Consider the following 13,418-nt stretch of genomic DNA (forward strand, 5'->3'; position numbering starts at 1 on the left):
TTTGATTCATTAATACCCCATTTAATTCCCAAATGAAAAAAAGTAGGATATTCTCGCAAATAGGATAATGTCATTAAGATTTGGTCTTCTACGCACAATTTACTTGGTCTTCCTGATTTTTTTTGAAAAACTTTTTCTGCTTTGACTATTTTTACCATCTCTTTGAATGTCTCTTGATGTGGTCCACAGTACAGTTTAAAGTCGGCGGGGTTTAACTTTTGTACTTGTTCGTAATTCATCTTATGGGAGCTAATTATTTCTTTTATTTTACCTAGAACGCGCGCACTTTCGCAAGAGGTCTAATGTAGTCTCAAAAAAACTTGACTGTGGTTCCAAACGATTATGATTGCGGTCTACAACAACTAGGAATTAAATAGCAAAGACCACTTTTGAAGTAGATATGATTTGAGGTTAAATAGCCAACAACCTAGAGACAAAGTTAGGGAGGAAAAGATTAGAAGAATTATCAAATATAAAAGGCAGACTATGAGATAGCTGGCGGTGGAGCTTAAAAATTGCAGTGAAGGCTTAATCAATAAAGTTAGGAAATAGCTTAATACTATGCTGTGGACTAGGTATGCTTCGTAGGTTCCATTACTGATTAAATCAAGCCACGCCTTACTCTTGCTCTTTAACAAACCATCAACTAGAAATACGAGGTTTAGAGAAATAATAAAAATTCCAATGCCTATAAAGGCATCAGAGATAAAGAGACCGACAGGGATATCATGATCTATAAAGCGTATTGCAGTGTACTTCAAAGAAAGAAAAATGCCTAAACATTCTAGGAAAATTCCCAAGATGATTGCCTTAGGTTTTTGAAATACGGTAAACGCATCAACAGAACGTTCATGAGTAAACCAGTGTTTTGCGATCGCCATTCCAAAACAAAACTCAAACAATCTAGTTAAAGCAATTCCTCCAGGGGCAAGTCCTCCATAGCCAAACCCTAAAATTTTATCAAACGCCAGTAACGATGTAGTGATAATAATTGCGCTGCTCACTGTTTTAACCAGTAGGCTAAGAAGTAAAAAGTTTTTTATAGATAGCTTTTTAAGAAAATAGAAGAGGAATGGAAAGAGTAAGTAAAGTTGCAAAAGAATAGGGATGTACCAGGTTGCAGGAATAACATCAAGAAATATGGCACCTTTTACATAGGTTTTAAGTAATCCTAGAAAGCTGTTATACTGAAAGAAGTTTAGGAGAAGATAAATTGCTAAAATGAGCCAATATGATGGATATAACCTGATGAATCTTTTCTTAATAAAACCAAACCAACGGATGCGATCAGTCTTCTTTTCCACAAGAAGCGCGGAGAGGGTTAATCCGAAACCGCTTAGAATGAAAAAAAGATGAACTGCTTGATAACCTAGTCCAAATACAAAGTTAAAAAAGTTAAATAAGAGGTGATCCCCGCTATTACTAGGAAACAGAAAAAGGCTGTCAAAACCACATCGATACAAAGAGTCTCCTTTAATGCCTAGACATTCATCAGCTAGATTGCTCAGGTTTTTAGTAACATTGCTTGCATTAGGTAAAATTCCTCCTACCCACAAGTGGCAGGCAAAAACTCCTAAACAAGCGAATAGGCGCAAATAGTCTAGATAAATAATTTTCTTAGGAGTGGGCAAATTACTAGGCGGTTGCATCAACTTCCTTAATTAACTCTAATAGTAGTGAATCGAATCATTATTAGATTAACCACCCTGTGTAGCCGCTGATAATGTTGGCGAATGTAATACATATTTGTATTTTTACGTATTACGAAAGGCTCAAACCTTCAATCTGTAGTTGCGGCTTTTAGTTGTAACACTTTTGTTTGTCTGTTTGTAATACTTTCGCCAACAGTATCCATTGCTACTCAAACCCTATCTATAATTCGTTCCAACTTCGCCTCATGCCAAATTTAGCACAACTGCTGGCACGTTGTCAACCAAACACGGGCGATCGCTACCTTCCAACCAGGACAATAGACCTCTTGCGAAAGTCTTAGGATATCGCTAGTTTGTCTTCCAAGAAAGTTCATAATTATAAATACCAGCGATCAAATTAAATCTTAATCCGAAGCGTTTTCTTCGATTCCGATACCTTGAGGAAAGTATTCTAAATATATTTAAAGTTCGATGTATGTTTTCAATAATAATTCTGTCTTTTGCTAGTTGCCGATTGAAAAGTTTTTCGGCTGGACTCAGTTTTTTGTTTTTGATTTTTTTGAGCGGTGTTCTACTATTAGTATGAATCTTTTTAATTGCTTGATAACCTTTATCACCTAACAATTCAAGTTCTTTATTCATCCGAACTTTGCTTTTTTTAAACAAACTAAAATCCTGCGTTTTCCCTTTACTAAAAGCTGTACATATTATTTCTCCCGTTTTTTTGTTGGCTAAAAGTTGCGATTTTATTGTATGATATTTTTGCTTGCCACTATAATATTTCTTTTGCTTTTTTTGGGGACGCTCTATTTCATGCTCTGACACATCTACCGCTACAGTTTCTATCTCATTTTGACTTAGACAAAGATTTTTTTACCAGGTAAATTAAATAAACCTGATTGGATTAAAACTTTCTCAGTTCTAATTACAATTTTATAAGCACTTGATTCATTAATACCCCATTTAATTTCCAGATAAAAATAGGATATTCTCGCAAATAGGATAATGTCATTAATATTTGGTCTTCTACGCACAATTTACTTGGTCTTCCTAATTTTTTTTGAAATATTTTTTCCGCTTCGACTATTTTTACCATCTCTTTGAATGTCTCTTGATTTACTCCACAGTAGCGTTTAAAGCCTTTGGGGGTTAACTTTTGTAATTGTTCGTAATTCATATTATTAAGCTAATTTTTTCTTTTGTTTTACCAAAGCGATCGCACTTTCGCAAGAGGTCTATTAGTCCTCATAGCGAGCTCTTTAGCTAAAAACCCGGTGGGTTTCCACCCCTGGGGGACTTGCGGACGGTCGGCTGACGTTGGTACTGCAAAGTAAAGTTGTTAATATAATTTGCGACTTTAGGTAGGGGCGGAGTCTCAAAGCACGAAGTTATACTCCTAACATATATTAAAAGCGATCGCCCGCCCCTACAAAAAATGTACGCCCAAAAATTGCTAAAACCAGACGGCCGCCCACTCACACTGTACAGCCGCTACCCAATCCCAGAAGGTATCGCGGCTGTAAGTCCCAGCAATGAACCAGTAGAGGCAAACCCTCACTTTCGCTGGCATCCTTTGCGGGGGGAATGGGTAGCATACGCCAGCCACCGTCAGGGAAGAACTTTCATGCCGCCGCCGGAATACAACCCGCTAGCAGCTACAATTAACCCTAAGTTTCCGACAGAATTGCCGCCGGGAGATTACGATGTAGCAGTGTTTGACAACCGCTTTCCCTCGATGACTTTGCAAGCAAAAAACGCACCTGCAAATATTGTAGAAACTTTGCCCGCCAAAGGCATTTGCGAAGTCGTTGTTTTCACTCAAGATCCGCTGTCTTCCTTGGGTTCTTTGGAGTTATCTCACTTGGAATTGCTGTTAGAAGTATGGGCCGATCGCACTTCAGTTATTGGCAGCAATCCCGAAATTCAATACGTCTTGCCCTTTGAAAATCGCGGCGTAGAAGTCGGAGTAACTTTGCACCATCCACACGGTCAAATTTACGCTTATCCGTTCGTGCCACCGGTGCCGGCACGGATGTTAGAATGTCAATCGGTTTACTATCAAAAAAACAGTAGCGGTTTGCTGCAAGATTTGATTCAAAAAGAGATTGCTGACAAACAGCGAATTATTTATTTAGACGAAGAGGCGATCGCCTTTGTCCCCGCTTGTGCCCGCTACCCTTACGAAGTGTGGATTGCTCCGATAGCCCCCGCTGCTACCTTTATGGATTTGACGGAAAAACAGCGGCAATCACTCGCTAAGGCCTTAAAAACAGTCACCCTCAAATATGACGGTTTGTGGCATCGCCCGTTTCCTTATTTGATGGCTTGGTTTCAAGGGCCCACAGACGGGAAACCCCATCCAGAAGCGCATTTGCACGCCCAATTTTATCCGCCCTATCGATCGAGCGACCGGCTAAAATACCTAGCAGGAACCGAACTCGCCGCCGGAATGTTTGCCAACGACGCTTTACCCGAAGAAAAAGCTAAAGAATTGCAAGCCGTATCTGTCAATCTATTTTAGATTTTAGATTTGGGGTCAATTATGATAAACTCATTCAACCAAGAAGTCGATACAAAACTCGAATTCATCCGCAAAGCCTTAACCGAAACAAAAGCGATCGCTCTTCGCTTGCGCGGTACAGACTGGTTTGCCTGGGCCACAGCCGGCGGTTCCCATACAGTATTGCTAACCGCAGAAACCGGAGTTGCAGAAATATTAATTACCGCCGAAAACGCTTGGGTTCTCACCGATGAAATCGAAGCCCAGCGCTTGCAGGACGAGGAATTGCCAGCCAACTTTCAAATGTACATCTATCCTTGGGCGGATGTTGCACAGCGCGAAGCTTTCGTCAAAAAAATTACTGGTGGCGGTAACGTCATGAGCGATCGGCCAAATTTCCAAGAAATGCCAACTATCGCATCTTTACAATCCCGCAAACAGACAATGATGTTAAGCGAATTAGAGCGATACCGGCGAGTCGGGCGTTTAGCCAGCGAAGCGATGACAGAGGTGCTTTCCGCAGCAAAACCAACATGGACAGAATATCAGCTAGCGGGAGCCGGTGCAGAGGCTTTGTGGGCGAGAGGTTTGCATCCAGCACTTACCTTAGTTGCTGGAGAAAGGCGTTTGCCGCTGTACCGCCACGCCACAGCAACCGCCGAACAAATTGGACGACAAGCAATGTTAGTATTTTGTGCGAGGGGATGGGGTTTGTATGCAAATTTAACCAGATTTGTCTGTTTCGATTTTCTTGGGGAAAAGCATTCCGAATTGCACCGACAAGTCAGAGAAATTGAAGCCGCCGCGCTGAATTCGTGCCGGCCCGGAGTATCGCTGAATTCGGTTTATGATACGCTTAAAACTGCTTACGAAGAGCACGGATATCCTCAAGCAATTGCGGAACACCATCAAGGCGGAACTACCGGATATTTGGCGCGGGAAATTGTGGCGAATCCGTCTACTTCAGATATTTTGGCAGAAAATATGGCTGTGGCTTGGAATCCGAGTTTGTCGGGAGCAAAAATTGAGGATACGTTTTTAATTCACAGCGATGGAACGTTGGAAAATTTGACTTTTGATCCGAATTGGCCTAGTGTAGAAGTAGCGGGAAGGTTGCGGCCAGTACCGCTGGAAATATGAGACGATCGACCGTAGTCAATTTAACTTATCGATCTATTTTTATCTCAGGCGCGATGATCGACAAGTCATATCAATTCCGGTTGCACTCCTCATGATTGTTGACGAGTGACTGTCAGTGGAAAAACTGAATGATTGTTAAGTGTTGACTGTGGGCTCTATTTTATTATTCCTTCCGATGCCACCGGCAACGATCTCATGGCTAAGGCATTATTTAGAATGAAATACCCCTGCCTAGAGGAGTTTAGGCACAACTTGAAGATGTAGTATGAGTAAAGGCGTTTATCTCAAAAAAAAATAGGCTAGCCATATTTCACAGCGCCTATCTCAATTAGAATTTTAATGGTTCCCCGCAACGCCGTCTTACCTCAGCTTTTGACCTGGTATTTTACCAGGTGGGTACCGTTGGCTCGGACTTAAAGTTTCTGGGTACAAGCCCAGTTTACTGCTGTCCAAACATCTTGATTCCCGAGAGTTAAGAGTTATAGATCAAAAAAACATTATTGGCAGTCACCAACGTCGCAGTAGAACCTTTATTTAATATATACCAACTAACCAGATTTTGGCAAGCTTCGAGCAATTTAACTTGCATACCAGATAGATTCAACGGTTTGAGCGAGATCCTCTGCTGACGATCGCCCCTGAGCCACCAAGTCCGCGTCGAGCACAACTGTAACGTGACCGAGTTTGCGGCCCGGACGCGATACTTCCTTACCATACCAATGTACAAAAGCACCGCTAATTTGTGCCAGTTGTTTTCTTTTTGCTAAATAATCGGACTCAGCCGACTCGTAGCCCAGCAAATTTACCATTACAGCGCCTGCACAGTGCAGATCCGAATTGCCTAAAGGCAGTTGACAAACTGCGCGCAAATGCTGTTCAAATTGTGAAGTTTGACAGGCATCGATCGTAAAATGTCCCGAGTTGTGGGTGCGGGGTGCAATTTCATTGACTAACAGCTTATTATCAGCGGTTAAAAATAATTCAATGCCGAATACGCCGACAGCTTCTAAGCTGTTGAGGAGAGTGCGGGCGATCGCACAAGCTTCTGTTTTCACATCTAAACTAATATCAGCAGGTGCAATTACCAGGCGGCAAACTTGATTTTGCTGTTGCGTTTCTACGATCGGATAAATCGCAATTTCGCCATTTGCCGATCGAGCTGCAATTACAGCCAACTCGCGATCGAACGGCACAAACTCTTCTACTAGCAAAGACTGACCTTGGAGTTTAGCACGAATTGACTCAAAACTCCCTCGATCCTTAACAATAAAAGTACCTTGGCCGTCATAACCATGGCGGCGAACTTTGACGACAAAGGGAAAGTCGATCGATCCAACATTCGAGTCTCCTTCAATCTGCACGCTGTCGGAAACAGAAATTGCCGGAAAGTCGATCGCCACCGCCTTAAACAATTCTGGGGGCAAATCCGCGCTGCCATCCCATTCCCAAAACCTCGGAGTTGGCAAACCCAAACTTTGTAAATAACAGCGCTGAACGTACTTATCCAACAAAGGAGAAAGCGACGACAAACTCGGCTGAAATAACACACCTTGCTCTTCTAGCGGCCGCAAACCATCCAAATCCACAAACTCATTTTCAAAAGTAATAACATCGCAGTCATCCGCCAATGCAGCCGTAGCCAAAACATCATCAACAGCGGCCAAAACAGTACCAGCAGCAACAGAAACTGCCGGGTCAGTAGCATGGGGAGTTTGCACTACCAATTCAATACCTAGCGCCCTAGCAGCATCCCCCATCATCCAAGCTAGCTGGCCGCCGCCGACAACGCCCACCCGCTTAAATTTGGCAGACGAACTCGCAGCGGTTTGATTTGATTTCATGTGAGTAAAATTTCGCAAAGTCAACCTGCCTATCTTATCGCTATTTGCCCCAGGATGAATTACAGTAATTGCAGAGTTCAAAGCCAAAAAATAGTTTTAATTGCATGATTAAATCGAGGCAGAACCTAGAAAAATTGGGCTGCTAAAGTCTTTAATTCTTGCACGATCCGAGCCATTGAGAAACAGGCGTCGAACCCCACTCCTCCAGAAAAGTGCCACATCTAGCAATTCCCTAGCGCCAAGCATGGCATAATTGACAGCACTGCAAAAAGCAGATAGACAGATGCCAACACTGAAAATCAGACATTCAGGGAACAAAATTTATAGGTGAGGATACTGTGAAAGTTTTAGTTGTGGGAAACGGAGGTCGCGAACACGCGATCGCAAAAAAACTGCTAGAATCTACGCGGATTAAACAAGTATTCTGCGTACCGGGCAACGGCGGCACAGCTACCACCCCAGGCTGTCAAAATCTGTCGCTCAACATCGACGACTTCCAAGGCATCGAACGCTTTGTGATGGTCAACAACATCGGATTAGTCATCGTCGGCCCCGAATTGCCCCTATCGCTAGGCATCGCCGACTATTTCCACCAGAAAAAACTCATGATTTTCGGGCCCACCAAAGCCGGTGCCCAAATTGAATCCAGCAAATCCTGGGCCAAAGAATTGATGCTCCAAGCAGGCATCCCCACACCCAAAGCTGCCGTATTTACAGACGCAGAAGCAGCAAAAGCATACGTTCTGGAACAAGGAACCCCGATAGTTATCAAAGCAGACGGACTCGCATCAGGCAAAGGAGTCACCGTTGCCACCACCGTCAAAATGGCTCACAGCGCCATCAACACAATTTTCCGAGGCGAATTCGGCACCGATAACATCCGAGTCGTTGTCGAAGAATTCTTAACAGGTCAAGAAGTCTCGATTCTCGCCCTCACCGACGGCATCACAGTGGAACCGTTGCTGCCGGCCCAAGACCACAAAGCGATCGGCGAAGGCGACAAGGGAGCCAACACCGGCGGTATGGGAGCCTACGCCCCAGCGCCCATTGTCACCCCGGAACTTATGGAAAGGATTCAAGAAGAAATTCTCGAACCCACCCTCGCAGCACTGCAAAAACGCAAAATCGACTATCGGGGTGTACTCTACGCAGGTTTAATGATTACCCCCGACGGAGAACCCAAAGTCTTAGAATTCAACTGCCGTTTCGGAGACCCCGAAACTCAAGCGGTTTTGTCGCTGCTGGAAACTCCTTTAGAAGATTTGGTGCTGGCCTGCTGTCAGCAGCGTCTCGGTGAATATTCTATTCGCTGGAAGTCGGGGGCTTCTGTGTGCGTAGTTTTGGCTTCTGGGGGCTATCCTGGAAGTTATCAAAAAGGCAACGTTATTACAGGTATCGAGGAAGCCGAAGCCAAAGGAGCAGAAGTGTTTCATGCCGGCACCCAGTTGAAGCAGCAGCAGTTGGTGAGCGACGGCGGTCGTGTTTTGGGCGTCACTGCGACGGGAGAAACTTTGGAACAAGCTATCTCCAAAGCTTATGCAGCAGTTGATTGCATCCAATTTGAAGGCGTCTACTGCCGTCGAGACATCGGTCGCAGAGCTCTGGGTGATAAAAATTAGGAATTGCGACATCGGCCGCCATCCGAAAGCCAAGCAATCTCAATGTAGAAATGTAACAATGAAGTTTGGTATCTCTGCGGTGGCGGTAGCGGACAAGTCGCAGCAGAAAATTCGATCGGGAGCCAACTGAATTGATCTTGCTTTTAATATTGAACGGGTGAACTGGTGAAATGCTGGCCATACTAAACAAAATCGGAGAAATAATTGCCCGCTGGTGGTCGGATTTTACCCTCCAGACCCGCCTGATGGCCGGTGCTACCCTCGTAGTGTCGTTAATTATGAGTGGCCTGACATTCTGGGCCGTGAATACTATCCAGCAAGACGCCCGACTTAACGATACTCGCTACGGCCGAGACCTGGGCCTGCTGTTGGCGGCAAATGTGGCGCCGCTGATTGCCAAAAACGATCGCTCCGAAGTCGCCCGCTTTTCCCGCCAATTTTACAGCAGCACCTCCAGCGTCCGCTATATGCTTTACGCAGACGAAGCGGGGGATATTTTCCTGGGGATACCTTTTTCGGAATCCGAGGTGGAAACTTCCCTGACGCTGCGCCGCCAGATCAAACTTCCCGATAATTTTCTCGCCGATATTGAGGCGAGAAATTTAACTTCTTTGCCTTTGGTGCGGCAGCATTTGACGCCGGATGGAGAAGTTACCGATGTATTTGTGCCGTTAATTCATGAAGACAAATATTTGGGAGTTTTGGCGATCGGCATTAACCCCAATCCCGCAGCAGTTATCTCTTCAAATCTGACTAGGGATGTCACTTTAGCAGTATTTGTCACAATTTGGGTGATGGTAATTTTGGGGGCTGTATTTAATGCCCTGACAATTACTCAGCCGATCAAACAATTAGTCTTTGGGGTCAAAAACATCGCCACCGGAAATTTTAAGCAGCGAGTTGACCTCCCTTTGGGTGGAGAATTGGGCGAGTTGATCGGCAGTTTTAACGAGATGGCCCAGAAACTAGAAAGTTATGAAGAACAAAATATTGAAGAGTTGACAGCGGAAAAAGCGAAGTTAGAAACTTTGGTTTCAACGATTGCTGATGGCGCGCTTTTATTAGACGCAAATTTGCAGGTAATTTTAGTTAATCCGACGGGGATGCGGATTTTTGGATGGGAAGGTAAAAATGCGCTCGGAGTAAATGTTCTTAACATTTTGCCTTCGGAAGTGCAGCAGGACTTGGCGAGACCTTTGCAGGAAATAGCTGCGGGCGATCGCGAAGGCGGCGAATTTCGCATCTCTCTGAGCGAACCAGTTAACCGTACAATTCGGATTGTTTTAACTACAGTCATTCTGCACAAAGCGCCCGGTGCCGAACCGCTGTGCAAAAGCTGCATCCGCCATGAGGAAGATACCTGTACCGAACCACAACGCCCGGTAGCTGTAGAGTGTACTTTCTACGAGCAAACCTCCAAGCATCAAGGTTCGGGGAATTACCGAGAAAGTCTCAAAGGCATTGCAATGACAGTGCAGGACATCACTCGGGAAGTAGAACTAAATGAGGCTAAAAGCAATTTTATCAGCAATGTTTCTCACGAATTGAGAACACCTTTATTTAATATCAAATCTTTTATCGAGACTCTCCACGAGTACGGAGAAGACCTTCTAGAAAGCGAGCGCAGGGAATTCCTAGAAATTGCCAATCGAGAAACCGATCGACTAACTCGTTTAGTTAACGACGTATTAGACTTGTCGCGACTGGAATCCTGCCGAGTTTATCAATTGGAGGCTGTTGACCTCCCGCAAGCTGTGGAACAAACCCTGCGGACTTATCAGTTAAATGCTAAGGATAAAGGCATTGAATTAGAGCAAGAAGTTGACCCGTATTTGCCGCCTGCTTTAGGTCATTACGATTTGTTACTGCAAGTATTTGCAAATTTAGTAGGAAATGCCTTAAAATTTACTCAGTCTGGCGGCAAGGTAGCAATTCGAGCGTATGTGCTAGATCCGGAGGCGCCCACCCACAAAGACGCTCAATCCCTCAACCAAAAATTGTCACCGGATGCCAAACATTTTCCGGTAGTGCGGATCGAAATTTCTGATACTGGAATTGGCATAGATCCCGAAGACCAACAAGCAATCTTCGATCGCTTTTTCCGGGTAGAAAACCGAGTACACACTTTAGAAGGAACAGGATTAGGTCTTTCTATTGTCAGAAACATTATTGACAAGCACCACACTAAAATTAATTTAGTTAGCGAAGTTAATGTGGGTACGACTTTCTGGTTCGACTTGGCAGTTTATCAGCCGAAACAAACAGTAGAGATGGAAAATTCTTGGTCAGTGGAAGCAACGGTGGAAAGTGAAACAATTGCGAGTCATGTTAGATCGATTCCGGTTGCACCGGAATGATTGTTGACTGTTGACTGTTGACTGTTGATAGTGATATTGTTTGTCGTTGATTAGGCATCAAGAAGAAAGCAAATTAGTTAGATTGGGATTTTTTAACCGCAGATATCAGCCGAGGGACACACATGAACGCCGATAGCATTTTATCTGTGTTTATCGGCTGATATTTGTGGTTCAATCTACATTCCTATTGTTTCCTGTAGATGGGATTATAATTACGTCAACACTTAAGAAAGAGTCTTTCTAGCACGTTCCGATCGCTCTTCTGCGGTATCCATAACATCCGCCATTTTATCCACCATTTCCCCTGGATAATTTTCTAGTACCCGAGTAGAAAGCGAAATCCGACCGCGGCTTTCATCGAGGTCAATCACGATCGCTTTCAGGGGTTGACCGGGAGCAAACACCTTTCCAAGGTTATCAATATATTTTTGGCTAACTTGCTTGATGTGCAGCAAACCGCTAACTCCTTCCAAGTCAACAAACACGCCAAAAGGCTTGATGCTGCTGACTTTTCCTTCCACCAACTGACCGATTTGCAACTGAGTGAAGGCATTCGATTGAGTAGCCATCCGCTGGGAAAGTACGAGTTTTTCTCGCTCGCGATCGACCTCCAAAAAATTCACGGTCAAAGATTGACCGATCAGCGATTCTAGGTTATCGCGTTGCGCTAAGTGCGATCGGGGAATAAAACCGCGCATTCCCTGAACATCTACAGTCACGCCGCCCTTATTCGCCCCAGAAACCCGCACCTGAAGAACTTTACCGGTTTCCTGCAATTCAATTAAATCTTCCCAAGCTTCCTGAATTTGTAACTGTCGCAAGGACAAGGTAACTTGGCCATCTGCATCTTGTTCGCGGATAATCAAAAAGTCCCGTTCCTCGTCCAGCGGAACCACTTCCGACAAATCCGTTACTGTTCTCAAAGCAGCCTCTTCGATCGGCAAAAAAGCCGAAGACTTGCCGCCGATATCAACATACGCGCCGTTTGAGTCGTACTCGAACACTTTGCCGCGCACTACTTGTCCCTTCTGGAACTCGTAATTGTGCTGTTCGAGGGCTTTAGCAAAATCATCCATTGAAAAGGATGCTTTTGCGCTTTGAGAACCTGTAGATTTGGAATTCATGTCAGTTTAGTTGTCAGTTGTCAGTAATTTAGTTGGCAGTCGTCAGTAGAAAAAATTTTTCCACTCTCCCCATATCCCTATCTCCCCATCTCCCACTCTCTAAGCTGGTTGAAGTTGCTGATGAAATAGCTGCTTCACCTGCACCCACGAGTCGGCTGCTGCCGTAGTGTCGTAACTGCCGCGGTGGTCGCAGAAGAAGCCGTGATCGGCATTGTAGCGGAAAATTTGGTGAGAAATACTGTGTTTTTGCAATTCTGCGGCGATTTGGTCAACTTGTTCTAAGGGAATGCTGGGGTCTTGAGTGCCAAAAAAGGCGTAGAGAGTGCCTTTAATGTCTGCTGTGCGGGCGATCGTGGGGGTGCCGCCACCGGGGGTTTGAGTGGCGATACCGGCGCCGTAAAACGACGCTGTAGCCTTGATTTCGGGCAAAGTAGCGGCAAGGTAGGCGACGTGCCCTCCAAAGCAGAAACCGATGCAGCCAAAACCTTCTTGTGTGAAAGAGGGTAGAGTTTTGAGGTAATCGATGGTGGCTTGGATATCGCCCAGAAGTTCGGAAGCGGTGGTTTTTTCTTTGTATTCTCTGCCGATTTGGATGGCTTCGGGTGTGTAGCCGGTTTCAAAGCCAGGGGCTTGACGCTGGTAAATGGCTGGGGCGATCGCCACATATCCTTCTTTTGCTATTCTTTCAGTAACTTCGCGGATGTGCGAGTTGACGCCAAAAATTTCTTGAATCACGATAACTGCGGGAAATGGCCCTGGGGAGGTTGGCTGAGCTAGGTATGCAGCTATTTGCAAATCCCCGTTAGGAACTGTGATGTTTTGGGTTCTAATTTTGGCTTTTGTCATAGGTAGTTTTAAGGTAAATGCCACTCTAATGATTTTAAGTTAATTTGGGGAGTTTTTAGGCAATTCGCCAATAATATTTTCGTAACCGCGAAGCGCAAATACCGCAAATATGGCAGGTAAAAATTCGCTAATTATTGAAAATTTAGGTTTTTATGAACAAGTCGGTTTCGCTCCCTCTTAACAATTAATTGGGGTCTAGTCCCGGTCAAATATAAATTTTGTCTGTGATTTGCTCAAACATAGATTTTGATAACCCTAGACTTTATACCATTTTTTTAAAGATGTGATAGAGATAAAGAATGTAAAATCCAAGACCATCCAGTGAGAAAACCAATGACG

General features: G+C 44.4%; 10 protein-coding genes, 1 other RNA gene and 1 pseudogene. 5 read left to right on the forward strand and 7 right to left on the reverse strand.

Features of this window, described 5'->3' with window-relative positions:
* From QT996_RS27000 to QT996_RS27010, 3 genes and pseudogenes are all read right to left on the reverse strand, one after another.
* Nucleotides 1-239, reverse strand: a 239-nt coding sequence (locus QT996_RS27000; protein WP_333050430.1) for a transposase family protein, incomplete at its 3' end; no start/stop codon positions are given.
* A 123-nt stretch (nt 240-362) separates the two neighbouring features.
* Nucleotides 363-1,649, reverse strand: a complete 1,287-nt coding sequence (locus QT996_RS27005; protein WP_333050432.1) for an acyltransferase — start codon at nt 1,647-1,649, stop codon at nt 363-365.
* Nucleotides 1,650-2,000: 351 nt separating this feature from the next.
* Nucleotides 2,001-2,829: pseudogene (locus tag QT996_RS27010) on the reverse strand (IS5 family transposase).
* 258 nt (nt 2,830-3,087) lie between these two features.
* Here QT996_RS27010 and galT point away from each other — a divergent pair.
* A complete protein-coding gene (galT, locus tag QT996_RS27015) occupies nt 3,088-4,173 on the forward strand; it encodes a galactose-1-phosphate uridylyltransferase (RefSeq protein ID WP_333050434.1) in 1,086 nt (361 codons plus the stop codon).
* Nucleotides 4,174-4,194: 21 nt separating this feature from the next.
* A complete protein-coding gene (locus tag QT996_RS27020; protein ID WP_333050435.1) occupies nt 4,195-5,292 on the forward strand; it encodes a M24 family metallopeptidase in 1,098 nt (365 codons plus the stop codon).
* Between the two features lie 340 nt (nt 5,293-5,632).
* On the opposite strand, the gene ssrS is transcribed toward QT996_RS27020, so the two are convergent.
* Together ssrS and QT996_RS27030 are read right to left on the reverse strand one after the other, a co-directional pair.
* A non-coding RNA gene (ssrS, locus tag QT996_RS27025) (6S RNA) lies at nt 5,633-5,820 on the reverse strand.
* A gap of 50 nt (nt 5,821-5,870) precedes the next feature.
* A complete protein-coding gene (locus QT996_RS27030) occupies nt 5,871-7,133 on the reverse strand; it encodes a 5-(carboxyamino)imidazole ribonucleotide synthase (protein WP_333050437.1) in 1,263 nt (420 codons plus the stop codon).
* 338 nt (nt 7,134-7,471) lie between these two features.
* On the opposite strand from QT996_RS27030, the gene purD reads away from it, so the two are divergent.
* From purD to QT996_RS27045, 3 genes are read left to right on the forward strand one after another with little or no spacing between them, the layout of a single operon-like run.
* Nucleotides 7,472-8,752 (forward strand): phosphoribosylamine--glycine ligase, encoded by a 1,281-nt coding sequence (gene purD, locus QT996_RS27035; RefSeq protein ID WP_333050438.1) that lies wholly within the window; start codon nt 7,472-7,474, stop codon nt 8,750-8,752.
* A complete protein-coding gene (locus tag QT996_RS27040; RefSeq protein WP_333050439.1) occupies nt 8,739-8,882 on the forward strand; it encodes a hypothetical protein in 144 nt (47 codons plus the stop codon). The genes purD and QT996_RS27040 overlap by 14 nt, the downstream gene beginning before the upstream one ends.
* 40 nt (nt 8,883-8,922) lie before the next feature.
* On the forward strand, nt 8,923-11,109 hold the full coding sequence (locus QT996_RS27045) for an ATP-binding protein (protein WP_333050440.1): 2,187 nt from the start codon (nt 8,923-8,925) through the stop codon (nt 11,107-11,109).
* A gap of 224 nt (nt 11,110-11,333) precedes the next feature.
* On the opposite strand, the gene QT996_RS27050 is transcribed toward QT996_RS27045, so the two are convergent.
* Together QT996_RS27050 and QT996_RS27055 are read right to left on the reverse strand one after the other, a co-directional pair.
* Nucleotides 11,334-12,233, reverse strand: coding sequence for a S1 RNA-binding domain-containing protein (locus QT996_RS27050; protein ID WP_333050442.1), 900 nt, complete (start codon nt 12,231-12,233; stop codon nt 11,334-11,336).
* Between the two features lie 99 nt (nt 12,234-12,332).
* The gene (locus QT996_RS27055) at nt 12,333-13,079 is read right to left on the reverse strand and encodes a dienelactone hydrolase family protein (protein ID WP_333050444.1); all 747 of its coding nucleotides are present in this window, start codon (nt 13,077-13,079) and stop codon (nt 12,333-12,335) included.
* Nucleotides 13,080-13,418 lie beyond the last annotated feature (339 nt).

Origin of the sequence: Microcoleus sp. S13C4 (assembly GCF_036700865.1) — a bacterium.
Classification (GTDB): domain Bacteria; phylum Cyanobacteriota; class Cyanobacteriia; order Cyanobacteriales; family Microcoleaceae; genus Microcoleus.